Annotated in this window: 20 protein-coding genes and 1 pseudogene; 5 read left to right on the top strand and 16 right to left on the bottom strand. The window is 70.1% G+C overall.

Annotated elements, in window-relative coordinates; genetic code table 11:
• Positions 1-2: 2 nt before the first annotated feature.
• The 4 genes from MDN94_RS13620 to MDN94_RS13605 all read right to left on the bottom strand — a co-directional run bounded on the left by MDN94_RS13620 (position 3) and on the right by MDN94_RS13605 (position 2,161).
• Positions 3-419: an ATP-binding protein gene (locus tag MDN94_RS13620; protein ID WP_482726095.1), complete on the bottom strand. Its 417-nt coding sequence runs from the start codon at positions 417-419 to the stop codon at positions 3-5.
• Positions 420-544: 125 nt separating this feature from the next.
• A complete protein-coding gene (locus tag MDN94_RS13615; RefSeq protein ID WP_482726094.1) occupies positions 545-973 on the bottom strand; it encodes a (deoxy)nucleoside triphosphate pyrophosphohydrolase in 429 nt (142 codons plus the stop codon).
• Between the two features lie 52 nt (positions 974-1,025).
• A complete protein-coding gene (locus MDN94_RS13610; protein ID WP_482726093.1) occupies positions 1,026-1,205 on the bottom strand; it encodes an SPOR domain-containing protein in 180 nt (59 codons plus the stop codon).
• A 203-nt stretch (positions 1,206-1,408) separates the two neighbouring features.
• Complete coding sequence (locus tag MDN94_RS13605; RefSeq protein ID WP_482726092.1) at positions 1,409-2,161, bottom strand: GntR family transcriptional regulator; 753 nt, start codon at positions 2,159-2,161, stop codon at positions 1,409-1,411.
• 238 nt (positions 2,162-2,399) lie between these two features.
• Between MDN94_RS13605 and MDN94_RS13600 the strand changes: the two genes are divergently transcribed.
• Complete coding sequence (locus MDN94_RS13600; protein ID WP_482726091.1) at positions 2,400-3,767, top strand: glycoside hydrolase family 18 protein; 1,368 nt, start codon at positions 2,400-2,402, stop codon at positions 3,765-3,767.
• Positions 3,768-3,845: 78 nt separating this feature from the next.
• Here the strand turns inward: MDN94_RS13600 and MDN94_RS13595 are convergent, their stop codons facing one another.
• The gene (locus MDN94_RS13595) at positions 3,846-4,943 is read right to left on the bottom strand and encodes a DUF4190 domain-containing protein (RefSeq protein WP_482726090.1); all 1,098 of its coding nucleotides are present in this window, start codon (positions 4,941-4,943) and stop codon (positions 3,846-3,848) included.
• Positions 4,944-5,143: 200 nt separating this feature from the next.
• Positions 5,144-6,724: a S8 family peptidase gene (locus MDN94_RS13590; RefSeq protein WP_482726089.1), complete on the bottom strand. Its 1,581-nt coding sequence runs from the start codon at positions 6,722-6,724 to the stop codon at positions 5,144-5,146.
• Between the two features lie 191 nt (positions 6,725-6,915).
• Between MDN94_RS13590 and MDN94_RS13585 the strand changes: the two genes are divergently transcribed.
• Together MDN94_RS13585 and MDN94_RS13580 are read left to right on the top strand one after the other, a co-directional pair.
• Positions 6,916-8,013, top strand: a complete 1,098-nt coding sequence (locus MDN94_RS13585) for a pyridoxal-phosphate dependent enzyme (RefSeq protein WP_482726088.1) — start codon at positions 6,916-6,918, stop codon at positions 8,011-8,013.
• 164 nt (positions 8,014-8,177) lie between these two features.
• Positions 8,178-8,657 carry a hypothetical protein gene (locus tag MDN94_RS13580; protein WP_482726087.1) on the top strand — a complete coding sequence of 160 codons (480 nt, stop codon included), beginning with the start codon at positions 8,178-8,180 and terminating at the stop codon, positions 8,655-8,657.
• 543 nt (positions 8,658-9,200) lie between these two features.
• On the opposite strand, the gene MDN94_RS13575 is transcribed toward MDN94_RS13580, so the two are convergent.
• The 3 genes from MDN94_RS13575 to MDN94_RS13565 form a co-directional block, all read right to left on the bottom strand.
• Entirely contained in the window at positions 9,201-9,461 is a 261-nt protein-coding gene (locus MDN94_RS13575; protein ID WP_482726086.1) for a hypothetical protein, read from the bottom strand.
• A gap of 79 nt (positions 9,462-9,540) precedes the next feature.
• Positions 9,541-10,854: a hypothetical protein gene (locus tag MDN94_RS13570; protein WP_482726085.1), complete on the bottom strand. Its 1,314-nt coding sequence runs from the start codon at positions 10,852-10,854 to the stop codon at positions 9,541-9,543.
• A gap of 10 nt (positions 10,855-10,864) precedes the next feature.
• Complete coding sequence (locus tag MDN94_RS13565) at positions 10,865-15,799, bottom strand: ricin-type beta-trefoil lectin domain protein (RefSeq protein WP_482726084.1); 4,935 nt, start codon at positions 15,797-15,799, stop codon at positions 10,865-10,867.
• Between the two features lie 612 nt (positions 15,800-16,411).
• Between MDN94_RS13565 and MDN94_RS13560 the strand changes: the two genes are divergently transcribed.
• On the top strand, positions 16,412-16,906 hold the full coding sequence (locus MDN94_RS13560; protein WP_482726083.1) for an ATP-binding protein: 495 nt from the start codon (positions 16,412-16,414) through the stop codon (positions 16,904-16,906).
• Between the two features lie 97 nt (positions 16,907-17,003).
• Here MDN94_RS13560 and MDN94_RS13555 read toward each other — a convergent pair whose 3' ends face one another.
• The 3 genes and pseudogenes from MDN94_RS13555 to ychF form a co-directional block, all read right to left on the bottom strand.
• Complete coding sequence (locus MDN94_RS13555) at positions 17,004-17,177, bottom strand: DUF7848 domain-containing protein (RefSeq protein WP_482727068.1); 174 nt, start codon at positions 17,175-17,177, stop codon at positions 17,004-17,006.
• 139 nt (positions 17,178-17,316) lie between these two features.
• Positions 17,317-17,664 (bottom strand): annotated as a pseudogene (locus MDN94_RS13550) (hypothetical protein); the annotation flags it as partial.
• Between the two features lie 192 nt (positions 17,665-17,856).
• Positions 17,857-18,945 carry a redox-regulated ATPase YchF gene (gene ychF / locus MDN94_RS13545; protein WP_482726082.1) on the bottom strand — a complete coding sequence of 363 codons (1,089 nt, stop codon included), beginning with the start codon at positions 18,943-18,945 and terminating at the stop codon, positions 17,857-17,859.
• 215 nt (positions 18,946-19,160) lie between these two features.
• Here ychF and MDN94_RS13540 point away from each other — a divergent pair, with 215 nt between their 5' ends.
• Positions 19,161-19,730 carry a DUF6542 domain-containing protein gene (locus MDN94_RS13540; protein WP_482726081.1) on the top strand — a complete coding sequence of 190 codons (570 nt, stop codon included), beginning with the start codon at positions 19,161-19,163 and terminating at the stop codon, positions 19,728-19,730.
• Between the two features lie 52 nt (positions 19,731-19,782).
• Here MDN94_RS13540 and ppgK read toward each other — a convergent pair whose 3' ends face one another.
• The 4 genes from ppgK to MDN94_RS13520 form a co-directional block, all read right to left on the bottom strand.
• Positions 19,783-20,523 (bottom strand): polyphosphate--glucose phosphotransferase, encoded by a 741-nt coding sequence (gene ppgK / locus MDN94_RS13535; protein WP_482726080.1) that lies wholly within the window; start codon positions 20,521-20,523, stop codon positions 19,783-19,785.
• A gap of 30 nt (positions 20,524-20,553) precedes the next feature.
• Positions 20,554-21,558, bottom strand: coding sequence for a 4-hydroxy-3-methylbut-2-enyl diphosphate reductase (locus MDN94_RS13530; protein WP_441264230.1), 1,005 nt, complete (start codon positions 21,556-21,558; stop codon positions 20,554-20,556).
• A 234-nt stretch (positions 21,559-21,792) separates the two neighbouring features.
• Entirely contained in the window at positions 21,793-23,223 is a 1,431-nt protein-coding gene (locus MDN94_RS13525) for an MFS transporter (protein WP_482726079.1), read from the bottom strand.
• A 543-nt stretch (positions 23,224-23,766) separates the two neighbouring features.
• Entirely contained in the window at positions 23,767-24,315 is a 549-nt protein-coding gene (locus MDN94_RS13520) for an SRPBCC family protein (RefSeq protein WP_482726078.1), read from the bottom strand.
• Between the last annotated feature and the right edge of the window lie 236 nt (positions 24,316-24,551).

The raw sequence follows: 24,551 nt of genomic DNA, 5'->3' as shown, positions 1-24,551 counted from the left end.
TTCTAACCAGCGAGAGCCAGCTCGAACCACACGGTCTTGCCGGTCCTGCCCCGGCGCGTACCCCAGCGAACGGCGGAACAGGCCACGAGTTGCAGCCCCCGACCGCTCTCGTCCTCACTGCGCGCCGGCCTTTTCACCGGCGGATCCGGAAGGGGATCGGAGACCTCCACCAGCAGGACCGGGGCCGCGCCGGACGGGTTCCGGCGGCTCATGCGAAGGTTGATCGGGCCAGGGGTGTAACGCTGGGAATTGGTCACCAGTTCACTGACCAGGAGCACCGTCAGATCGCCGACAGCGGCGTCGATTCCCCACAGCCGGAGGGTGTCGCGGACCGCGTGCCGGGCCGCGCGCACCACGTTCGGTTCGGCCGGAAAAGTCCACTCGGCGCATTCGCCTCGGGTGCCGACCACGCCGATCACTTCCCCGGATCACCAGCGGAACTGTCCTGTTTCAGGGGGTTAATCAGCACATACCCTCTTTGCCGCCCTCATTACCGCCCAGGGACCGCAATGGCCGCACCCGTTGCACCGGGGCGGCGGGTGATTCAGCGGTGCGCATCCTCCCCGGCCCCTCCGGTGCGTGCGCGCCGGTGTCGGGCGCAGGCGGCGACCGCGGGCACGTCCTGGTCGAGCCAGTCGACGGCGTCGAGCTCGTCGGGCGCGAGCCAGCGCAGGGCGTCGTGGTCCTGGAGCGGCCTGGGGTCACCGGACAGCAGCCGGACCGTCCACACCTGGAGCACATGGCCCGCTCGCAGCGGCCATTCGCCGGGGACCCGGTCCACCGGCTCCGTCTCGATGCCCAGCTCCTCGCGCAGTTCTCGCACGAGTGCCTGCTCGGGACTCTCCCCCGACTCCAACTTTCCGCCGGGCAGCTCCCAGCGGCCGGCCAGTTCGGCGGGAGCGCTGCGCCGCGCGGCGAGGAGCCGCCCCTCGACGTACACGGCCCCGGCCACGACCACCACGCGATCAGTCATGCGGCGGAGCGTACTGGGCCCGAGCATCAAGGTGTGCGCTCCGGCGGCGCCGTCAGCGGGCCGGCCGGCCGACCCGTTCGACCCAGTAGAGCCGCTGGTGGCCGCGCCCGTCGAGCGCGTCCGCGATCTTCTGCGCCTCCGCCTCGGTCGCGTACCGGCCGACGCGGTAGCAGTTGCCGTTGCCGTCCTGCCGTATGACGAGCCAGGGCAGGACAGCCCCGCTGTCGGTCATCGCGCCCCTCCCTCGGTCGGCCCGCTTGTCCGTAACGATCGCCAGGAAACCGCAGTACGCATATGCCCAACCCTACGCCTGACGTTCACTGAGCGGATACGGGTTTTCACAAAGAGACAGGAAGAGGGGCGCATCCGACTGGATACGCCCCCTGCCTCCGCGCCGGAGGCCGATGCGGCGCCCGCCCGGGCGCCGCGGAAAGGTCACCTCACAGGCAGGTGGTAGGCGATGCGGTAACGGTCCGCGGGCACGACGACGTCGGCGGTCTCCACCGCACGACCCGAGGCGTAATACGTGCGTTCGACGACCATCACCACATGGCCGGGCACGCCACCGAGGGCCAGCAGCTCCTCCGCGAGGCCGGGCCGGGCGCCGACCTCCTCCACGACGTTGTCCACCACGATGTCGATGGCGGCCATCCGCTCGACGACTCCGCAGCCGCCGAGCGGGCCCTCCTCGGGCAGCATGACCGGCGTGCGGCCGGTGACCTCGAGCGGCTCCCAGGATGTGGAGAGCATCATCGCCTCACCGGCGTCCCGGAAGAGGTAGCGCGTGCGCATCACTCGCGCACCGAGCTCGATCCCGAGCCGCCCGGCCACCTCCGGGGTCGCCGCCTCCTGTTCACTGCTGGACTCCCACGTCCCCCGGGCACCCTCCTCCGCCTGCTCCTGCCTGAAGGGGCTGGCACCCGACGGCGGCCGGAAGCCGGACCGGGCGACCCGGCGCGGCACGGGCCGCTCACGCACATACGTACCGGAGCCCGAGCGGCCCTCGACCAGCCCTTCCGCCATCAGCACCTTGCGTGCCTCGAGGGCGACGGTGTCCGAAACGCCGTACTCCTCGCGGATGCGGGCCTGCGAGGGGAGACGGGTGTGCGGCGGCAGCGAGCCGTTCACGATCTTCTCGCGGAGATCGCTCGCAACGCGCAGGTAGGCGGGCTGCTCACCGAATGTCACTGGCCACTCCCCAACAGGTTGACAGACTGCAACAGAGTGGCAACGTTCGGTTGCCGACCGCAAGTATGGGCCAACGTTTCACCCGAAGTGATGATTTGCCGCTGAGCAGAGGTTTACCGCGAGTACACGCCATCCGATGGCGGCACCCCTTGACCGCAATGGTCCATACCAATACGTTCCTGCGCACACGACACCGTTCTCGGAACCCGTTTCCGGCACGCGCACAGGAATGAGCCCGATGCGTCGAAGAACCTTTGTCCGGGCGGCCGTTGCCGTCTGCTCGCTCTCGCTCGTCGCCACCCTCGCCCCCACCGCCGTCGCCACCTCGGCCCAGGACGGCGACCGGGGCAGCGGCCACCGCCACCACAAGCAGTCGTACAAACGTGTCGGCTACTTCACCCAATGGGGCGTCTACGGCCGGGACTTCCAGGTCAAGGACATGGACACCAGCGGCCAGGCCGCCAGACTCACCCACATCAACTACGCCTTCGGCAACGTGAACGCCGACGGCAAGTGCTTCACCGGGAACATCCCCGGCGAGGCCGACGCCTGGGCGGACTACGTCCGGCCGCTGGAGGCCGCGGACTCGGTGGACGGCGTCGCCGACACCGCGGAGCAGCCGCTCGCCGGCAACTTCAACCAGCTGCGCGAGCTCAAGGCCGAGCACCCGGGCCTCAAAGTCATGATCTCGCTGGGCGGCTGGAGCTGGTCCACCCACTTCTCGGACGCGGCCCGGACGCCCGAGTCCCGCAAGGCGCTCGTCTCCTCGTGCATCGACCTCTACATCAAGGGCAACCTGCCGGCCGACGGGGCGCGCGGCGGCGAAGGCGCGGCGGCCGGCCTGTTCGACGGCATCGACATCGACTGGGAGTGGCCGGGCTCCGAGGGCGACGCCGACACCGTGTACCGGCCGGAGGACAAGCAGAACTTCACGGCGCTGGTCCGCGAGTTCCGCACCCAGCTGGACGCGTACGCCAAGTCCCGGCACAAGGCCGAGGGCGGCAAGCGCAAGCACTACGAGCTGTCCGCCTTCGTGCCGACCGCGCCGGCCAAGATCGATGCCGGCTTCGAGGTCCGCAAGATCATGCGGGACTTCGACTTCGTCAATCTCCAGGGCTACGACTTCCACGTCTCGGGTGAGAAGACCACCGCCCAGCAGTCGGCGCTGTACGCCCGCGGGGACTTCAGCGTCGACCAGACCGTCCGAGACTGGCTGCGGCGCGGCGCGCCGGCACGCAAGCTGGTGGTCGGGATGCCCTTCTACGGGCAGGGGTGGACCGGAGTGACCGGCGGGGGCGACGGCATGGGGCAGCCGGCGACGGCACCCGCTCCGGCGACCTGGGCGGCCGGCTACGAGGACTACAAGGCCCTCAAGAAGCTCGCGGACTCCGGTGCCTACAAGGTCCACCGCGACCGGCGCAACGGGCACGCGTGGCTCTTCGACGGCACGACCCTGTGGACGTACGACGATCCCGCCGTGCTGCGCGCCAAGACCTCGTACATCCGCGACCGTGGCCTCGGCGGCGCGATGTTCTGGTCGCTCGACGGTGACACCGCCGACGGCGAACTGACGGCCGCGGTCGACGGCGGGCTGAGCCGCCGCTGATCCGGGCGGCCCCGTACGGATCCGGGTCCGTACGGGGCCACCCGGCCCGGGACAGGCGCCCGCGGGGCGGTCGGGGGGTCACGCGCCGGTTGCGTACTCCTCGTCCGGCGGCGGGGTGGTGCTCAGTCCCAGGGCGTCCCGGGCGGCGATCCGCGTCTCGGTGGTCAGCGCCCACTCCGCGGCCGTCACATGCGCCCAGAAGGCGTCCTCGTCCGCCGCCTTCGCGGCCGCGGCCCATTCCCTGCCGGAGGCCTCGAACTGCCTGGCTCTCGCCGACAGCGAAGGTGACGCCTCCTCGGGCCAGGAACGGCCGCGCAGCGCCGTCGCCTGCTCGGCCAGGACGGTGGACATCTCCTGCGCCCAACTCCGGTACGGCGTCGGGTCGTCGGAGAACTCCGCGTCCGGCTCCCCGTAGGCCGCGCTCTCCACGGCGTGCTCGGCGTTGATGTAGGAGAGCTGGTCGGGGTCGTGGGTCTCGGGGCCCACGCGGAGCGACCGGGTCAGCCCGTCACCCGTGAGCGCGCAGGTGACCTCGCGGTCGCCGCGCGCCCAGCTCTCCCTGGTCGGGATGTAGTAGTACATCTCCACGTCGTCCGGGAACGCCCAGGAGTCCGGGACGTACGCGTCGTTGAGATCGAGGCAGCGGTCCTCCGCGAACGCCTCCCCCGCCGGGCTGCCGGGTGCCGGGTCGGACCGCTGGAACCGGTAGGTCCCGGTCACCTCGGCGTCGTGCCGCTCGCCGCAGGGGACGACGTCGACGTTCACGACCTCCCGTTCCAGGTCGCCTCCCGGCACGTTGAAGCACTCGCCCTCGCGCAGGTTCTGGGTGCTCTTGGAGCGGGAGGCGCCCTCGACGCCCTCGCGGAACCCGTTCCAGGCATCGCCTGCCGCGCCCGTCACCACCATGAGCAGGACGAGCAGCGTGCTGATCGACGACAGGACGATGCCGGCGATCGCCATCCCCTTGCCGCGGCCGCCCTTTCGGCTGATCTGCCCCAGCGCGACGGCGCCGAGGACCAGTCCGAGCGGCGGCAGGCAGCAGACGACGCCGACGACCAGCGAGGTGATGGCGAGGCCGTTCACGGGCTCGGGCCGCGGGAGCGGCGGGTACGGCAACGGCTGCTGGTACGTCGGGTGTTGCGGGTAGGGCGGCCCGCCCTGTGCGGATGGGTCCACGGTGCGGGTGCTCCTCGTCGGTCCGGTGTTCGCGCTCACCGATGTGAACAGGCGCGCGAATGATACGACGCGGCACCGACACCGTCGCGAGTGGCCGTGACACGGCGAAGGGGCGGCCGCTCACGCGACCGCCCCTCGACTGCTCAGCCTGTTACCGGCTCATGGCCTCGCGGCGCATGGGCTGTGCGGGCTCGATTCACTCAGAACTGGAGCGCCCAGGAGTCGATCTTCCCGGTGTCGTACGACGCGTTGTCGCTGACCCGCAGCTTCCAGGTGCCGTTGGCCACCTCGGACGACGCGTTCACCGTGTAGGTGGTGATCACGTTGTCCAGGCTGCCGCCGGACCCGTAGGCCTTGAGGTTGTACACGGAACCGTCGGGAGCGACCAGGTCGATCCGCAGGTCACCGATGTAGGTGTGCTTGATGTCGACCGGCACGCGGAGGCCGGTCGGCGCGTTGCCGGCGACACCGCTGACGGTGATCGGCGACTCGACGGTGGATCGGTCGCTGATCGTGTAGTCCGTGAGGTTCTCGAACCGGTCACCGGTGGGCGGCTCGGTGCCGCCGCCGTCGCCGACGAAGAGCAGACGGTTCGGCGAGCCGGTGCCCGGGCTGGTCACGACACCGCTGGTGGCGGCGGTGGTCAGGGCCGTGGACACCTGGGCAGGGGTCGCCGTCTTGTTCTGCGCCAGGTACAGCGCCGCGGCGCCGGCGACGTGCGGGGTGGCCATCGAGGTGCCGGAGATGGTGTTCGTCGCCGTGTCACCGGTGTTCCACGCCGACTTGATCGACGAACCGGGGGCGAAGATGTCCAGCACGCTGCCGTAGTTGGAGAAGCTGGAGCGGGCGTCGGAGCTGGTGGTGGAGCCGACGGTGATGGCCTCCGCGACGCGCGCGGGCGAGTAGTTGGAGGCGTTGGAACCGTCGTTGCCCGCCGCCACCGCGTAGGTGACGCCGGAGGCGATGGAGTTGCGCACGGCGGTGTCGAGGGCCGTGTCGATGCCGCCGCCGAGGCTCATGTTGGCGACGGCCGGCTTGACGGCGTTCCGCGTCACCCAGTCGATACCGGCGACGACCTGAGCGGTGGTGCCGGAGCCGGCGTTGTTGAGCACGCGGACGCCGACGATCTTGGCCTTCTTGGCCACACCGTAGGAGGATCCCGCGACGGTACCGGCGACGTGGGTGCCGTGGCCGTTGCCGTCCTGCGCCGTGTTGTCGTTGTCGATGGCGTCGTAGCCGTTGAAGGCACGGCCACCGAAGTCGCTGTGGGTGATGCGCACACCGGTGTCGATGATGTACGCGGTGACCCCCTCACCGGCGGTGTCGGGGTAGGTGTAGCTCTGGTTCAGCGGCAGCGCCTTCTGGTCGATCCGGTCGAGGCCCCACGACGGCGGGCTCGGCTGGGTGCCAGAGATCGTGAAGACACGGTTCTGCACGACGGACTCGACGGCCGGGTCCGCGGCGAACTTCTTCGCCTGCGCCTCGGAGACCTTGACGGCGTAACCGTTCAGTGCGGCGTTGTACGTCTTCTCGATCTTCGCGCCGTACTTCGCCGCAAGGCGCTTGCCCGCCCTGGAACCGGCGTCACCCGCGGACTCCTCGAGGGTGACGATGTAGCTGCCCTCGATGGCTCCCGGCGCACCCGCGTTCTCGATGACGCCCGTGGGTGCGGGCAGGGCGGCAGAGGCCGGAAGGGCGGAGACCGTGCCGAGTGCGAGCGCGGCGACGGATATGGCGCTGGCCGCGGCGAGTCTTCGCCGCGAGTCACGCATCACAGACATGTGAGGGGTCCTCCTCATTGGTGGTGCGTTGCTGTGGGGGATTGCGACAGGAGCATGCCAATGACGTGGCCCCAAATCCGCGTCATGTGCGTACGCCTGCCGAGCGAAAGATTGACCGATCCATAGGAATCCCACAAGAGGCCCGACCGCCAGGTAACAAGCGCGCCACACAACTGACATGCTGGCGAACCATGACGATGTACCGCTGCCCCGACTGCGGAATCAGTTCGCCGGTCGATTCTGCCACCTGGTGCTGCCCGGACTGCCGCGGGCCCTGGGACCTGGACTTCCTTGCGGCGCCGGTCCCCCTCACCGAACTCTCCGGTCGGGTGAACTCACTGTGGCGTTACGCGGAGGCGCTGCCGCTGACCGCACCCGTCACCTCCCTCGGGGAGGGCCGCACCCCGCTCGTCCCACTGACCGCCACCGTCTCGGTGAAGCTCGACTTCCTCACGCCGACCCTGTCCTTCAAGGACCGCGGCGCGGTGATGCTGGCCGAGCTGGCCCGGCGCCTGCCCGGAGCGCCGCGCCGCGTGATCGCCGACAGCAGCGGCAACGCGGGGACAGCAGTCGCCGCGTACTGCGCGCGGGCCGGACTGGACTGCACGGTCTTCGTCCCCGAGGCGACCTCCGCCAAGAAGGTCGAGCAGATCCGGGCGCACGGCGCACGGCTGGAACTCGTCCCCGGCGACCGGGAGGCCACGGCCGGGGCGGCCCGCGCGGCGGCGGGCGGTGAAGGGGTCTTCTACGCGAGCCATGTGTACAACCCCTACTTCCTGCACGGCACCAAGACGTACGTGTACGAGCTGTGGGAGGACCTCGGCGGCCGTCTGCCGGAGGCGATCGTCGTCCCCGTCGGCAACGGCACGCTGCTGCTGGGCGCGGCCCAGGCGCTGACCGAGCTCCACTCGCACGGCCTGATCGACTCCCGTCCGGCGCTGATCGCCGTTCAGGCGGAGGCCGTCTCGCCGCTGGCCGCGGCGTTCCACGCGGGCGCCGACGGCCTGTTGGAGCGCTCCCCCGCCCGCCCGACGCTCGCCGAGGGCATCGCCATCCCGAACCCGCCGCGGGCACGGCAGATCCTGCGGGCGGTACGGGAGTGGGGAGGGACGTTCCTGACCGTCACGGAGGACCAGATCCGGCATGCCCAACGCGACCTCGCGGGGCGGGGTCTGTTCGTCGAGTCGACGGGTGTGGCCTGCTGGGCGGCGGCCGGCGGCTGGACCGACCGCACGGCGGTCGTGCCGCTGTGCGGAGCGGGGCTGAAGACGGGGACGGCCGCGGCCTGACGCGGTCCCCCACGGAATCCGGCCCGCTCGGTGACGGGACCCCGCCCGTGCGGCCCGGCGGAAGGGGGCGGTGTTCCCGGAGCGCCCGGAGGGGGCCCGTTCTCCTGGAGCGCCCGGCCGGACCGCTGCGGCGCTACGATCGGCCGGTCGGCAAGGGGGCGTGGATGCGGAACGTGTCACGGCGGGCCTTACTGGTCCTGGCGGCCGGGGCGGTCGCGTCCGCCTGCTCCGGAACGGAACCGCAGGACGGTGTGGACGAGGGACCGGTCCGCACGGAGACGGAGCCGCTGGAGAAGAGGTTCGCGCTCCTCGGGCCGTTGAGCGACGCGCACTGGCTCGGCTACGACCGGGTGAAGAACAACGACGGCAGGTCGGTGCCCGGTCCGTCCGACATCCGGCTCGTCGGCTTCGCCCGGCTCCTGGACGGCAAGGCGGCCGAGCTGGCGTCGGTCGCGGAGCGCGGGTTCGGGCCGGAGCCGCTGGGGGAACTGCCGGATCGGCTTGCCGCGTTCGCGCCGAAGAACGCCCGGTGGCAGCACAGCGATGCCTTCGACGACGAGATGACCGGCGGCGCGTACTCCGGCCGTTTCCTCCTGTCGCCGGCCACTGGAACGGTCTGTTTCGACGTGCAGAACGTGCCGTAGGGCGGCGGCCGCGGCACGAGGAGTGGCGTGGCCGGGCCGTGGGCCTGGCGCCGGTCAGTCCGAGGGCTTCCCCAGCGGCACGCCCGCCGGCTCGGCGTCACCAGCATCCACTCGGCACCGTCCACGGCACCGCCTCGGTGGTAGAAGCGGTCTCCTTCCTCCACGCCTTGCTGCCACAGCTCGGTGATCCGGTCCGGCGGCAGCCTCTCGAGGAGAAACCCGGCATCACGGCGGACCAGCAGGACCGCCTCCGGCTCGAGCTCCTCCACGAACTGATCGGCCACGGCCGCCGCTGCCGTGGAGGCGCTCAATGTCCAGTCCTGGTGGAAGAAACTCATGATCCAGGGGACGCCGAACGTGAACTCCGTGGACCGATCCATCGAAGCAGCCAGCCTCCTTGCACCGGGGGCCGGCATGCACGTGCTGAGCCGAACCTGTGCCCGGTGCGTGCTCCAGGGGGTCACCTCCGGAAGTCCCCTCACGACGGTTCCATGGGCACCCGGTCGTCGATGTGGTCGTCGCTGTAGCCGAGCCGCTCGGCGATCACCTTGCCGCGAAGCAGCGTCGCACGCCGGCCAACCACAGGGCTTGGATGTCCACGGCAAGCAGTGGGGAGTTCATCAGCACCTGCACATCCCTGCCGAACTGGTCGTCCTCTTCTTCGGCGGTCGCGTGCCGGGCAAGGGCGAACACAGTGGCTTCGTCGAGGCGAAGCATCGAACGGGAGCACACCGTCCCGGTCGGTCCACTGAGACCGAAGTCGTCCACGTGGTCCACGTAGTACACCTCGCGTTGCCTTGCCATCAGGGAACCTCCGGTGCGGCACGGGCACCCCTCGCCGTGAGGGGTGCCCGTGTCCGTCGGCATGGTGGTCCAACGGCTGTCAGCCGTGGCTGATCAGATCTTCCACCTGGAAGACGTGATATTCGCCGTAGCCGAGTCGTGCACCGATGTTCACATACCGCGTGTACTGCTCCTCGGTCAGCGGTACGGACAGCACCGTCAGCACTCGCAGGAACAGCCTGAATCCGAGGTCGGGGTCGACCCGTGCAACAACCTGCTCCAGTGATGCAAGGCATGTCGTTGCGGGAATGGGACGCCAGTCGGGACTGACCGCCTTGCCCGCGCACGACGGCATCACCTCCCGGAGCTCACGCAGCACCTCCTGTGCCAGTTCCGTCCGGGCCGGTGGGACGACGGGGATGTACGACGGGGCGACGTGGCGCAGACGCTCCTTGCACACCTCCGCGATCTGCCGCAGCCATTCCCGTCCGCCAATGGCGAAGTGGTCGATGCTGTAGCCCCGGCATGTTGCCGCCAGCCACAAGGTGGTGATCGTGTCCGTGGACAACTCGGACTCCAACAGCCTCAGCGTGTCCTCGAGCATGATGGCCGCCTCGGAGCCCGGAGTCCGTTCGGGACCGTCACCAGCGGCGGCGTCCCGTACGTGTTTCCGCGCACCCGTGGTGTGCCATCCCGCCACGAACAGACCAGTGAGCCGGGAGAGTCCGAAGTCCCACGTGGCGTCGCGCCGGGTCGTGTCGATCGGCGGCCAGAGCACGTTCAAGCCGTCGTGCACCACTGCGGCGGGAAGGCCGCAGCGTTCCCCCAGCCCGAGGAACCGGTCGTAGCTCTCCTTCTCGATCCGGATGGAGCACACCTTCAGCACTCGGAGGAAGAGACGGAAGCCGAGATCGGCGTCGACCCGTGCAACGGCCTGCTCCAAGCAGGCGGCGAGGTCCGAAGGTGCGTCGGTACGGTCCAGGGCCGGGGCAAGGGCCCGGATCTCCGCCGCAACGGACCGGCGCAGTTCCTCGTCCCGTACCGGCTGGACCGGCGGCGGCGCATAGGACCTCTTGTCCTGCCGAAGCCGCTCGGTGGACAGTTCCGAGATCTCCTCCAGCCAGGCACGGCTGGTCATGCCGTGATCGGCCGGATCGAACCACTGGCCGACGGCAGCGAGCCACACCGTGTGGAGAATCCTGTCGGGGAGGGAGGACGCCAGCAGACGGCGGGCATCCTCTCCCAACTCGACCGCTTCCTCACCGTCGGACTGATCCGCCAGCCAGGCCACTACCTCAAGAGCATTCGCCCGATCGGAACGGCGGCCCAGGGAGCACAGAACTTCCGCCAGGCCGGTGAGCCCGAAGTCCTCGGAGCGGCCGAGCTCGGCGTACGTGGAGTGCATCTCAGGCATGTATCACGTCCTACACCGGGTAGGCGGTCTTGACGACGTATCCGCCACCGCCACGCTTGTGCCCCTTGACCTTCATCAGGATCACTACGACCTCATTCCCGGCGTTCGTCACCGTCACGCCGTCGGGGTGATATGCCTTGCCGAGGGAGGGATACTTGTCCCACCTTCCCGTGATGGTCACCGGGTACTGCTCTCCGTCCCTGGCCTTGCTCAGCCACTTCTCGAACGCATCCCACTTCCTCTGGTCCAGTATCTTCTGGCCGTGCTTGTTGGTGGTGTGGAAGAAGTCGGACACGACCCGGTCCACGGCCTGCTGCGCGATCTCCTGACTGGTCCAGACCGTGTTGGGCTTCCCCTTCTTCTTGGCGAACTCGAATGCCCTGGCCGCATCCGGGTTGACGTGCTCCTTGAGGGTGTGGATGACGTCTTCGTAGGCCCGAAGGCTCGGTAGCAGTTCGTCGCCCAGGTTCATGCAGTTGTGCACCAGCACGTCCGTGGCCCGCGGCCCTTCGGTGCTCACGTAGAACGTGTGCGGCCCGTCGACGGTGAGGTCGTACACCGTGCGTGGTGCCAGAGCGCGCCTGTCACGCAGCGCTGTGACGGTCTGCTCGGTGCCGTCCGGGGTAAGCAGCCGGTCTCCCACCCGCAGGTCGACGACCTTGGTCCAGCCGCGGTCGACGACGAAGAAGCGGTGGCCGGGCGTGCTGCTCAACCGACCCTTGCCGACGCTGATGTCCACCAGGTGCTCGGTGTCGTGGCGGAAGGTGTCCGTCACACGCTCCGCCCGGTGCCGGCCGGTGCCGGCGTCGGCTGCCTGCACCAGGTCGCCCTCGCGCATGTCGCGGATCGGCTTCCGGGAGCCGTCCGCCATAAGGACCTGTGTGCCCCCCGGGAAGCTGTTGATCCTGCAGGCAACGGCGACATCCTCGTAGGCGTTCACCGTGCGTTCGAGCTTGGCCAGCGTCGCCGGGTCCACGTCCAGGGCCTTCAGGGCCTTGAACGCGTCCGCGACGCCGACGCCGGTCTTCATGGCGGCGTCCAGAGCTCGGATGCCCTCAGCAATCTTGGCGAAGGCCTTGCCGGGGATGAAGTTGGACGCGGCCCAGGCGCAGCCGCTGACGCTGCCGTGCCAGCAGTCGACGAAGTCCTGGACCAGGACCGCCTTGAGGAGCTGGTAGACGACGGTCTGCTGGATGAGTTCCAGCTTGGTGAAGTGCCGGGTGACCTCCTTCTTCAAACCCGTGAGGCGCTGGGTGTCCAGGAGCAGCGTGGCTTCCGACGAGCAGCCGGACGCCGTGGCCGGCATGTCCGGGTCGGTGCACAGGAAGAACTCGACCGTGGCGCTGAACGTCACGTCGAAGTTGACGGTGCAGCCTTCGAAGCCGACCTCGATGACGCAGTCGTTCAGTTGCTTGGCGTCGGTGACCTTGATGGTGTCCTCGTCGACGACGTACCAGGTGCCGCCGATGCCGGTGCCGGCGCCCGTCGAGATCTGCTGGTTGGCCTGCTTCCGCTCGGCGGACTCGGCGGCCTGCTGTGCGGACTCGGCGTACTTCTGGGCGTCCTTCGCCGCCTGTTCGGCCGCGGTGGCGGCCTCGGCCGCGCGGGTGGCGGCGGCGCGGGCGTCCTTGGCCGCCTGCTCCGCGGTGGCCGCGGCGGTGCGGGCTGCGTCGGCGTCCAGCGCGGCCGCGTCGGCTGATGCGCGGGCGTCCTTGGCGTGCCCCTCGGCGCGGCCTGCCGCCGTGTCCGCGGCTGCGGCGTCCGCGGTGGCCTGGCGGTCGTACTCGATCGTGCGGGCCAGCGACGCCGCCGCCTTGGAAGCGGCTGCAGCGGCGCCGGCCGCGTAGCCGAGAGCCTCCTTGGAGTAGGTACGGGCACGGACCGCGTGGGCCGCGGCGTTCGCGGCATGCTGGTAGGCGATCTTTACGTCGCCCTTCGCCTGGGCGGCGAGATTCTCGGCCGCGGCAGCCTCGGCCTGCGCGTTCTTGGCGTGCGCCTCGGCGACGGCCTGCTGCTGCTCGGCGATCGACTTCGACGCCTGTCCGGTCAGCACGACCAGGCTCGCCGCCGAGTCGGTCGTGACATAGGGGGAGCCGAGCTGGATGGCGTCGTTGGCGGGCTTGGCGACCTGCGCGGCGGCGTTCCCGGCGTCGACGGCGGCCTGGGCGGTGACGTGGGCGAAGCCCGCCGCCTTCGCCGACGCGGCCAGTGCCTTGCCGGCCTCCTTGCTCGCCTCGTCCGCGTGGGACTTGGCGGCCTTGGCCTCCTTCTCGGCCTCGTCGGCCAGCTTGACCGCCGTCGCAGCCTCCGTGGAGGCGTGCTCGGAGGCGTCGATCGCGTCCGCTGCGGCGCTGGTCGCTGTCCGCACCGCGGCGTCGGCCTTCAGCTTCGCCGCCTGCGCGGCATCCGCGTCGGAACGCGCCCGCTTCGCCGCCGCTTCGGCGCGGGTGGCCGCGGCGTCCGCGTCGGCCGCCGCCTGGGTCGCGGCGTCGGCCGCCGTACGGGCCCGGCCCGCCGCCGCCTCGGCGTCGTCCGCGTGTGCCGCGGCCGCGTCGGCCGCCGCCCTTGACTCCTTGGCGTTGGCATCGGACTCATGGGCCTGCGCGAACGCTTCCTTCGCCGCGGCCTTCGCACGCGCCGCGTTCGCCTTCTGCTCCGCGTCCCATGCGTCGTCCCGCAGATCACGCGCCTTGTCGCGGGCCTTCTCCGCCGCGTTCTTCCTCTCGACCGCAGTGCCCTCGGCCGACTCCGCCGCCTCCTTGGCCGACTGCGCCTTCGACGCCTCGGCCTCGGCGGTCTTACGGTGCTGCGCCGCCTCGCCCTGCTTGGCCGCCGCGGTCGCCTTCTCCGCCTTGGCCGTCTTCTCCTCGGCCTCGGCCGCGAGCCGCTTGGCGTGCGCGTCGGCGGCGGCCGCCTTCGCGTCGGCCTCCGCCTTCAGCGTGACCGCGAGCTTGGCCTCGGCCGTCTCCTTGTCCTTCTTGGCGTTGTCCCGGTGCACCTTGGCAGCGTCCGCTGCCGCCTTCGCCTGCAACTCCGCCTTGTGCGCGGCCTCCTTGCGGAACTCCGCGTTGACCTGTGCGGCCTGCGCCAGCGCACGCTGCGCGATGGTCTTGCTGTCACCTGCGGCGGCACGGGTGGCGGCCTCGGCGGTCTCGCCGGCCTTCACCATCGCCGTCAGCGCGGCCACGGCCCCCTTGGTGACCTGCGCCTTCTGCTGACCGACGAGAAGACCACGACCCCGCGGCGCACCAGCGGCATCCGCGATCCCGTAGGCGGCCTGCTCGGCGGCGTCCGACGTGGTGGCCGACTTCTTGGCGCTCTCCAGCCGGGTCTTGAGCACGGCCAGCTGCTTCTTCGCCTCCACCTGGGTGTCGGCGATGCTCTTCTTCGCCCGGTCGAACTCCGCCTTCTTCGGGTACGACAGGCTGTCGGTGCCCTTGTGGCCGGACGGCTTGATCAGGAACTTCTGCGCACCGGCGTCCTTGCAGTCCCACAGCCGCGCGTCCGTACTCTTCGTGAACGCGGACAGATCCAGACACTTGCCCGTGGACACGCTCTTCAGCGGCGAAGTGGCGCGGACGTCGCCCTCCCACGACTGGCCCTTGGACTCGTAGCAGTCCGAGATCTGGATCTTCGTGCCGTTCGCCGACGCGTTCCCCGCCACGTCCAGGCACTTCTGCGAGCCGACGTTGCGCAGATGGAGGTCGTCCTCACTGCCCTCGAGCGTCCACTGCTGCGCCGCGCCGCCGTTGCAGGTGTAGATCTGCACCGGCGTGCCGTTGGTCTTGCCACCACCCTGAACATCCAGGCAACTGCCCCTCGCGCCCGGCACCTCGATCGTCACAGGGCTGTCGCCGATCCAGCCCACACCACCGGCGGCCCAGTAGTCCTGCCAGCGGGTGTAGTAGTCCGCGAGCCACGACTGGCCCACGATCTGCCCCAGGGTGAACGTGCCGTCCTGCAACGCCTTCGTGGCCGTCGCGCCGGCCGCGAGGATCTGCTGCCGCTGCGTGGCCTGCGAGGCGATCTCCTGCTGCCACTCGGCGGACGCCTGCGCCACCTCCTTGCCGAGAACCCGGTTCGGGTCGATCGGATCGTGCCACGCGCACGACGCGAAGCGGGCCTTCAGATCCTCCACCGCGATACGGAACTCCGGCGTACCCGGAGCCGTTGCCGTGCGGGGGAAGCCACCGGAGGCAAGGAAGATCCGGGCGTCATCGGCGAACACCCGGGGAACGAAGAACTGATTGGGCTCGACCTTCCCGGAGTTCTTCTTCCACAGCGCCCACGCCTCCCGCTCCTGCGGCGTCCCTCCGGTGGTGTACAGCGGATCGCCGATCGCCAGCGCGGCGGCCTTCGTCTTGTCGTCAGCGGTGGGCGAGGGGTCCCAGAACGGGTTGAGAACCCCCAACTCCGGACTGGAGTACGACTGCCACAGCCACGGCAACAGCCCGATCCGGTCGTAGATCTTGTTCGCGTCGCGCGGCTCGCCCGGGTAGGACTCCAACCCGCTCGTGGCACTCGACCACGCGTACCCCTGCTTCTGGACCTTGTCGACCCACTGGTCCTTGCCGGCGCTGTCCGCCCTGTAGGCCACATGCAGCGGCGTCTTGTCGCTGAAGATGTCCCGCTCGAGCTTCTTGTGAAGCTGATCGGGCGGCAGCGCGAGGGCCTCCTGCGCGAGGGCGAACATGCTCGGTCCGCCCGTGCGCAGGGCTTCGCCGGCCAGGCACTGGTCCTCACGCAGCCGTTCGGCCGCCTTGGTGTCATAACCGTCGTACGAGTCGGCCACCAGGTCCACGGGCACTTCGGCGCCTTGGCCGAGCGGACCCGGCTGGACGGCCAGGCCACCGAGGACGGCCAAGGCGGTGACGGACGTGACGGCAGAGGCGAGGGTCGCGGATATTCGGGATCTGGGGTTGAACAACCCCGGTCTGAGACGCAAAGGAGCATCCTTCGTAGCGAGCGAAGGCAGGCGGGGGGCGACCGACCAAGGAGGCGGTGGTGATGAGCCGGGTCAGCCCGCTGTCCCGGCGCGGGGACGGCGGATGCAGTCAGCGGCGACCAAGGCGGCGTTCACAGCGAGCCGGTATCGCGGCATGACGATTCATCCCTCCCCCATGGCGGCACTGTTCCCCCGGCCGCCTACTGATGTGTGCGCGCTGGTGGAGTGGTCAAGATCCACCGCGTGCGGGAGCACCATAGACATAGGCCAACTGGTCAGTACAAGAGGAGATTTCGGCGAAGAGGCCCATTGGCGCGAACATGAATGCGGTAGATGTGCTGATATTGCGCTCCGGCCCCTGTGTTCAGGGTTGGGACAGTCTGTGTGCTCGCTGTGAAGGTGGCGGGCGGGGTGGTGAACGTTGGCCGGAAATCGCCCAGATGACCCCCAACTCTCCCGGAGGAGTGGCATCGCCCTGCCGGCACCGCTCTCGACTCGCCCTCGTCGTCACGCCGGGTGACGCGTGCCGTCCACCGTCCGTCCGCGTACGCCGACTGGACGTACGCGCGTTTCCCCTGGTGAACGCACGGCTCGGCCATCAGATTTGGGCGTATGACACCGCCACACACGCCTGCGTTCCGTCAAGATCCCATCACCGTACGTGTGTTCACCCAGCGCTTCAGCTCCACCCCGCGCGGCGCCCGCCTCGCCCGACGGCTCGCTCAGCACCAGCTCGACTCCTGGGGCGTGCCCCTCGATAGCGAGGCGTCCGGCACCGCCGCCCTGCTCGTCGCCGAGCTCGCCGCCAATGCCGTCACGCACGGCCGCGTCCCCGGCCGGGACTTCGAGGTCACCGTCGAGCTCCTCGGCCGGACCCTGCGCATCGAGGTGTCCGACACCCGGGGCGAGCTCCGGCCCCTGGCCCCCGGCGCGCCCCGCCCCGCGCCCCGGCCACTCGCCGAGACCGGCCGGGGCATGCTCCTCGTGGAGGCGCTCGCCGACCGGTGGGACGTGCTCGACCGCGGCCCTGGCGGCAAGACGGTCGTCGCCGAGCTGGACCTGCCGGACGCTGCCGACGGCCCCGGGGGTAGCGCTGACAGGCCGTAAGACCCGTCTATAGGCGGCTGGACCCGGACGGGTCACCCTCATCTCCGTGGATCTTGGAATAGGGGCAGCGGTTCGACCATCGGGGACCCGTGATGGCTCACTCGGTCCGCACCACCGACGCGAATGATGTACACATGCGTCGGAAGCTCCCATGCCCCGTCCGGCCGGTGTGGCTCATGCACTCGACGTCCACGGCCACGCCCTCCAACGACGGCTGCGCCGACCACCCGCACTCGTAGGCCAAGCCTTCCGCCTCGAACGTCACGTCCATGCCCCGGTGCTGAGTAATCCGGTGCTCTACGTAGCGCAGGACAGAGCGGCTCACGGCCTCCTCCGACCATGTGTCCGGTGCGGGTGTCCGTACGGAGGGGCGCCGTCGCCGTCCATGCGGTCGCGCGAATATTCGCGTTGTCGCAAAAAGAGGGCTTCCCCAACCGCCGACCGATGGCCGCGAGGAACCCGCAGAACAAGTCCAGTCGCTCCTGCCCCTGGAGTTCCCGCAGGTCGACATCAAAGTCGATCTCGTCCGACGAACAGAAGCGGAAGATCACCAGCACATCGGCAGCCCGCCAGACCCTCAACTGCGGGCACTCAGCGCCGGCCGGGCGGGACAGCAGCGTCTCCGCCCGGGGCACCGGAATTACCGACTCTCCTTCGGAGTACTGGTACTTCCATCCGCTCACGTCAACAAGGTCGAGGACAGCCTGCCAGTCCTCGACCGAGGTGCCAGGAACGAGCACGTCCGGCAGCGCACCCATCAGATCAGGGTCGAAGATGGTCGAAGACCCCAGCTCGAAGCACGTACAGACCCGCCCCGACAGTCAGCACACGGCCAGGAAACAGGCTGATCCAGCCGGCGAGAACAGGAAGGGGCCAGACCCGAAGATCTGGCCCCTGAGCTGGTGTTTTACCGTCTGACCAGCGCCTCGGCCGATCATGGCGTCAGCCCGTCACACGTTGAAGCGGAACTCCACCACGTCCCCGTCCTGCATCACGTAGTCCTTGCCCTCCATGCGCGCCTTGCCCTTCGCACGGGCCTCGGCGACCGAGCCGGTCTCCACCAGGTCGGCGAAGGAGATGACCTCGGCCTTGATGAAGCCCTTCTGGAAGTCGGTGTGGATCACACCGGCCGCCTCGGGGGCCGTGGCGCCCTTCTTGATGGTCCAGGCGCGGGTCTCCTTGGGGCCTGCCGTGAGGTAGGTCTGCAGGCCCAGGGTGTCGAAGCCGACGCGACCGAGGGTCGCGAGGCCCGGCTCGTCCTGGCCCATGGACTGGAGGAGCTCGAGCGCCTCGTCGTCGTCCAGCTCGATCAGCTCGGACTCGATCTTCGCGTTGAGGAAGATCGCCTCCGCCGGGGCGACCAGGGCGCGCTGCTCGTTCTTGAAGTCCTCGTCCACGAGCTCGTCCTCGTCGACGTTGAAGACGTAGAGGAAGGGCTTCGTGGTCAGCAGGTGCAGCTCGTGGAGCAGGTCGCCCTGCTCGCTGCCCTTGGTGATGCCCGCGGAGAACAGCGTCTGGCCGGACTCGAGGATCTTCTGCGCGGACTCGACCGCGGCGAGGACGGCGACCTTGTCCTTCTGGAGGCGGGACTCCTTCGTCAGGCGCGGGACCGCCTTCTCCACCGACTGGAGGTCAGCGAGGATCAGCTCGGTGTTGATCGTCTCGATGTCGTCCTTCGGCGAGACCTTGCCGTCGACGTGCACGACGTTCTCGTCCTTGAAGGCACGGATGACCTGGCAGATCGCGTCCGACTCGCGGATGTTCGCCAGGAACTTGTTGCCAAGGCCCTCGCCCTCGCTGGCGCCGCGCACGATGCCCGCGATGTCGACGAAGTCGACCGTCGCGGGGAGGATGCGCTGCGAACCGAAGATCTCCGCGAGCACGGCGAGGCGGGAGTCGGGGACGCCGACGACGCCCACGTTCGGCTCGATGGTGGCGAACGGGTAGTTGGCCGCCAGCACGTCGTTCTTGGTCAGGGCGTTGAACAGGGTCGACTTGCCGACATTCGGCAGACCGACGATTCCGATCGTGAGCGACACGTTGGCGACTTCCTGACGTGGAGGGTGATGACTGGCGGGGCCTTGCGGCCCGCGGTGAGTGGGGCCGATCCACCAGTTTACGGGCGCGGCGGACGGACCAGCGACGGCCTGCCACGGCCCTCGGGGGCCCACCCGGAGTCGAACGCAGCCCCAAGGTCGTCCAAAGGGCGTGTCTAGTGACGGTTTCGTACCTCTTGGCGACCTAGTTTGTGCGGGTGGAGCAGCACAGGACAGGTCGCCCCCAGCCGCGGCAGCAGCCGCCGGCTCCCCTCCCGGCACCGGGCACGCTCGCCGACGCCACCGTGTATCCGGTGCCGGCCCGCCCGCCGCGCCCGGTTCCTCCCCTGGTGCTCGCGCTGCGCCGGCTGCCGAACCCCCGGCTGACCGGTCTCGGCGCGGGCCTGTTCGCCGCCGCCACGATGCTGGCACTGGGCGCTCTTGACGAGTTGCTGTTCGACGGTTCAGCGATCCTCTACGGGTTGCTGTTCCTGCCCGTGAGCGCGCTCACCGCGCTGTGGGTGCGGGAGGCAGACCTGGTCAGCGCGCCGATCATCGTGCCGATCGCGTTCACCGTCGGGATCGTGCCCCTCTCCGGCGGCAGCGGCGGGTTCGGCGGGCAGACGATGGCGGTGGTGACGGCGCTCGCCGTGCACGCGGGGTGGCTGTACGGCGGAACGCTGGTCGCCGGCGTGATCACCTGCGTACGGAAGGTGCGGACCATGACGCGGCGGCACCGCCGCGGGCGCGGGCCCAACGGCCCGACCGGCCCCGCCCGCCGCGGCTGAGGCCCGCTCGCACGTTCCTCGCCACGGCCGGGGGCCCGCCTCCTGGTACGGCTCACCTGCCGGCGGCCGCCATCGCCGCGCCCACGATTCCCGCGTTGTTCTGCAGTTCCGCCGGGACCATCTCGGCGCGCACGCCCTCGATCAGCGGCAGGAACTTGTCGGCCTTGCGGCTCACCCCGCCGCCGATGATGAACAGCTCCGGCGAGAACAGCATCTCCACGTGCGCCAGATACTTCTGCACCCGGCGAGCCCAGTGCTGCCAGGTGAGGTCGGCGTCTTCCTTGGCCTTCGTCGAAGCGCGCTTCTCCGCGTCGTGGCCACCCAGCTCGAGGTGGCCGAGCTCGGTGTTCGGGACAAGCCGGCCGTCGACGAAGAGCGCGCTGCCGATGCCGGTGCCGAACGTGAGCATGATGACGGTGCCCTTACGGCCGCGCCCGGCCCCGAAGGTCATCTCCGCCACACCGGCCGCATCCGCGTCGTTCAGGATCGTGACGGGCAGACCGCCGAGGCGGCCGCTGAGGAGCGAGGCCGCGTCCTTGTCGACCCAGCCCTTGTCCACGTTGGCCGCGGTGCGTGTGACGCCGCTGGTGACCACGCCGGGGAAGGTGATGCCGACCGGGCCGGTCCAGCCGAAGTGGCCGACGACCTCCGCGACGCCGTCGGCGACGGCGTCCGGCGTCGACGGGCGCGGTGTCAGGACCTTGTGGCGCTCCTGCGCCAGATCGCCGCGGTCCAGATCCACGGGAGCGCCCTTGATCCCGGACCCGCCGATGTCAACTCCGAAGACGTTCATGGACACAACGTTAAGGGGCGGAGCTGACGGTCACTGCCCGGACGGGTCGGCCGACATCGCGGCGGCCTCGGCGCGCAGGTCCCTGCGGAGCTCCTTCGGCAGCGAGAAGGTGATCGACTCCTCGGCCGCCTTCACGATCTCGACGTCCTCGAAGCCGCGCTGCGACAGCCACTCCAGTACGCCCTCGACCAGCACCTCCGGCACGGACGCGCCCGAGGTGACACCGACGGTGGAGACACCGTCCAGCCAGGCCTCGTCGATCTCGTCGGCGAAGTCGACGAGGTGGGCGTCGCGGGCGCCGGCGCCGAGGGCGACCTCGACGAGGCGGACCGAGTTCGACGAGTTCTTCGAGCCGACGACGATGACCAGGTCGGCCTCCGCGCCCATCTGCTTGACGGCGATCTGGCGGTTCTGCGTGGCGTAGCAGATGTCGTCGCTGGGCGGCGAGATCAGGCCGGGGAACTTGGTCTTCAGGGCGTCGACCGTCTCCATCGTCTCATCGACGGAGAGCGTGGTCTGGGACAGCCAGACGACCTTGTCGGGGTTGCGGACCTCGACGTTCGCCACGTCTTCCGGGCCGTCGACCAGGGTGATGTGGTCGGGCGCCTCGCCGGACGTGCCGATGACCTCCTCGTGGCCCTCGTGGCCGATCAGGAGGATGTCGTAGTCCTCCTGGGCGAACCGCACGGCCTCCTTGTGGACCTTGGTGACCAGCGGGCACGTGGCGTCGATCGTCGCGAGCTTGCGCTCCGCCGCCTCCTCATGGACGGTCGGGGCCACTCCGTGCGCCGAGAACATCACGATGGATCCCTCGGGAACCTCCGCCGTCTCGTCGACGAAGATCGCGCCCTTCTTCTCGAGTGTCTGTACGACGTACTTGTTGTGGACGATCTCGTGGCGGACGTAGATGGGTGACCCGTACTGCTCCAGGGCCTTCTCCACGGCGATCACGGCACGGTCCACACCTGCGCAGTAGCCGCGGGGAGCGGCGAGGAGGACGCGTCGGGCAGGAGGCGTAGCAGTCATGTGCCCCATCGTAAGGGCCACGCGATGAAGGCTCTGATCGGACACCGGCAGCCGACCGCCGGTACCCGAGTGGCTGTTTTTCCACTCCGGCGGTGAGCGGGGAGTTCGGTCGGTGGCATCGAGAACGCCCTGGCGGTCCCGGCGTGTCACGGGCGGCGTGGGAGCGGGGCGGGTGCGGTGGTGGTCATGGTCGTCAGGCCATCCTGGTTCGGATGAGCGCAAGCGGGCAAGGAGAGCCGTGGTTCACCCCCGGCCGGAACTGCGGGAGTGGTCCGGCTTCAGTGATGGCGTTGCTGTCGCGCGGACGCGACCGCGCAGCAGGTGGATGCCGGTTCCGGCGGCGGCGAGCAGAGCGATGAGGGCCGCGGCGACGAGGGCGCGGCGGTATCCGTGCGCCAGGGCGGCGGGTCCAGGGGCGGCCCGGCCGACAGCGGGGTTCGCGAGGGTGGTGAGGATCGCGAGCCCGAGGGCGCCTCCGACCTGCCGCGAGGTGTTGATCAGTCCGCCCGCGATGCCGGCGTGCCGGGGCTCCACCTCGGCGATGCCCAGCGCTGTCAGGGGCACGAAGGCAAGGCCCAGGCCCGCGCCGATCAGTACGGACGGGCCGAGCAGGTCGGTGAGGAAAGCGCCGTCGACCGGCAGCCGGGCCAGCCAGAGCAGCCCGGTGGCGAGCGCGATCAGGCCGGGCAGGAGCGTGCCCCGCAGCCGCCCCGCACCCCAGGATGCCGCCATGAGAGCCGCGGCGAGCGGGACTTGAGTGAGACCCGCTTCGAGGGGCGAGTAGCCGAGGACCTTCTGCTGGTAGAGCGGGAGGAAGAAGAACGTGGCGACCCACACCGCTCCGAGCAGCAGCATCAAAAGGTTGCCCGTCACCGCCGAACGGTTGCGCAGCAGCGCCGGGGGCAGCAGCGGGTCCCTCGCGCGTCGCTCGATCGGCATCAGCGCGAGAAGCAGCAGCACTCCTGCTGCCGGAACGACGAAGTCCGGCAACGGCGTCTCACCCTTGGTGCCCAGGCCGTGGACGAGGAGAGTCAGGCCGGCCGTCACGACGAGCGCGCCGGGCACATCGAGGCGTGCGGTGCGCCGCCGTTCGCTCCGGCCCAGGAGAAGAGGGGTGGCCACGAGGCCGGGAAGGGCGACGACGGCACTGACGGCGAAGACCGCCCACCAGCCCAGGGCACTGGTGAGTACTCCCCCGAGCAGGACACCTGCGGCTCCGCCCGCTGCGGAGGCCGCTCCCCAGATGCCCAGGGCCCTTCCACGGCCGGCCCCCGCAGGCCGGTGGGCCAACAGGATCGCCAGGCCGGCCGGAGACAGCAGGGCTGCTCCGATGCCCTGGACCGCTCGGGCCGCGACGAGCAGCCCGGCACCAGAGGGAACGCTCGCGGCTGCGGAGCCGGCCGCGAAGACGAGGAGACCCGCCAGGAAGGCGGTGCGGTGGCCGAGCACATCGGTCAGGCGGCCGCCGACGGGCAGCAGGGCCCCGAAGGCGATGAGGTAGGCGTTGACGATCCAGGCCATGCCTGACGGCGTGAGACGGAGGTCCTGTCCGACGGCGGGCAGTGCGACGTTCACGATGGAGGTGTTGAGCACGACGAGGAACTGCGCACCGGCCAGCAGGATGAGGACGGCGCCCGGGCGGTGCGGGGGCGGTGCGGGCGTCTGGATGGACATGATGCCTTTCGGGGCTGGTCGGGGGCGGATCACCGCCCTGGGGGCACGGCGCTATGGGTCGGCCGAGCCGCCGGCCGCCGCCAGGCGGCAGGCGGCAGGCGGCAGGCGGCAGGCGGCAGGCGGCAGGCGGCAGGCGGCAGGCGGCAGGCGGCAGGCGGCAGGCAAGGGAAGACGGCCTTGAGGCCGCCGGCGAGGGCCTGCGGCACGGCGCCGACGATGGACTCCGGTGGCGGTGGCCGGTGGCAGAGCCCCCGTGGCGGGCGCCGGTTGCGGGACCGATGGCCCCCGTGGCGCCGGGGCAGGGCCGCCGGAGCATCCCCGCGCGGGGTCCGGGGCCGAGGGCGCGGCCGGGCGTGTGCGGCGTTCCGTCCGGCGGTACTTCTGGGCGACCGGCGCTCGGACGCTCGGACCACATGTCGTCTGCCGCCCGGCGCTGTTCGCCAGGTGCTCACTCGCGCTGCCGGGCCGCTCACCTCGGGCAGGGCACGTCCCGCCTGGGGTCGAGGGCCGGACCGGCAGACAGGGGGCCGGTCGCGCCCGCGGTCAGGGGCGCGTGCCGCTCTTGGCGGGTTCGGGGTGGCGTCGCTCCTCGGCCCGCTGCTTGAGGTTGTCCAGCCAGTGGTCCAGAGAGGCGTCCAGCGCTTCCTGGAGGTAGGCGGTATGGGCCGTGACGGGGTCGCCGGTCCAGGATTCCTCGGTGTGGACGTGGACTCCGTCCTCGGTCCGGGTGAAGGTCCACACGTGGACGGCGGTGATGCCCTGGGCGGGCCCGCCCCAGACGATCCGGCGCCCGGGCTGCACCTGCTTGACCGTGGAGGTGATGTCGTCGAGGCCCTCGGTGGACCACACCCATGAGGAGCCCGGCCGCAGCGGTCCCGGGGTCTGCGTGACCGAGGAGCTGACACCCGGCTGCCAGTCGGGCCACCCCTCGACGTCCGTCTGGATGCGCCACACGCGCTCCAGCGGCGCGTGGATGACGATGTCGTCCCGGGTGATCACCGGTGCCTTCTCGTCGATCCCGACCGGCGCGGGACCGCCGCTCCCGAAGGCCAGAGGCAACGCGGCAAGGAGCGCGGTGGCGAGGGCAAGCATGATGGTTCCTCCAACAGATGAGGGGATGAGGCCGGACGCGAGGCGCCGCATAGTGTGGTCACTCACTCACTCGACACGTCCCCGAGCGCTTCGATCGACCAGAGCACCGAAGGAGAATGCGGGAACGCCCAAGAAAGTCGAGAGGGCGAAGATGACCAGCCGCCCTCTCGGAGTATGAGTAGTCAACCACTCTCTTCCTTGTGGCGTCAACACTTCCCGCCAAGACGGCGGCGCAC

This window comes from Streptomyces sp. WAC00040 (assembly GCF_056835925.1).
Note: the sequence above shows the minus strand (reverse complement) of the source record. Positions and strands in the feature narration are given on the sequence as shown.

Coding starts and splice junctions, on each gene's coding strand:
- MDN94_RS13570 (WP_482726085.1), bottom strand. CDS start 10,854: ATGCCTGAGATGCACTCCACGTACGCCGAGCTCGGCCGCTCCGAGGAC.
- MDN94_RS13610 (WP_482726093.1), bottom strand. CDS start 1,205: ATGACCGACAGCGGGGCTGTCCTGCCCTGGCTCGTCATACGGCAGGAC.
- MDN94_RS13590 (WP_482726089.1), bottom strand. CDS start 6,724: ATGTCTGTGATGCGTGACTCGCGGCGAAGACTCGCCGCGGCCAGCGCC.
- MDN94_RS13525 (WP_482726079.1), bottom strand. CDS start 23,223: ATGTCCATCCAGACGCCCGCACCGCCCCCGCACCGCCCGGGCGCCGTC.
- MDN94_RS13555 (WP_482727068.1), bottom strand. CDS start 17,177: ATGGACGTGACGTTCGAGGCGGAAGGCTTGGCCTACGAGTGCGGGTGG.
- MDN94_RS13530 (WP_441264230.1), bottom strand. CDS start 21,558: ATGGGGCACATGACTGCTACGCCTCCTGCCCGACGCGTCCTCCTCGCC.
- MDN94_RS13575 (WP_482726086.1), bottom strand. CDS start 9,461: ATGGCAAGGCAACGCGAGGTGTACTACGTGGACCACGTGGACGACTTC.
- MDN94_RS13615 (WP_482726094.1), bottom strand. CDS start 973: ATGACTGATCGCGTGGTGGTCGTGGCCGGGGCCGTGTACGTCGAGGGG.
- ppgK (WP_482726080.1), bottom strand. CDS start 20,523: ATGAACGTCTTCGGAGTTGACATCGGCGGGTCCGGGATCAAGGGCGCT.
- MDN94_RS13520 (WP_482726078.1), bottom strand. CDS start 24,315: ATGCTTGCCCTCGCCACCGCGCTCCTTGCCGCGTTGCCTCTGGCCTTC.
- MDN94_RS13560 (WP_482726083.1), top strand. CDS start 16,412: ATGACACCGCCACACACGCCTGCGTTCCGTCAAGATCCCATCACCGTA.
- MDN94_RS13580 (WP_482726087.1), top strand. CDS start 8,178: ATGCGGAACGTGTCACGGCGGGCCTTACTGGTCCTGGCGGCCGGGGCG.
- MDN94_RS13600 (WP_482726091.1), top strand. CDS start 2,400: ATGCGTCGAAGAACCTTTGTCCGGGCGGCCGTTGCCGTCTGCTCGCTC.
- MDN94_RS13585 (WP_482726088.1), top strand. CDS start 6,916: ATGACGATGTACCGCTGCCCCGACTGCGGAATCAGTTCGCCGGTCGAT.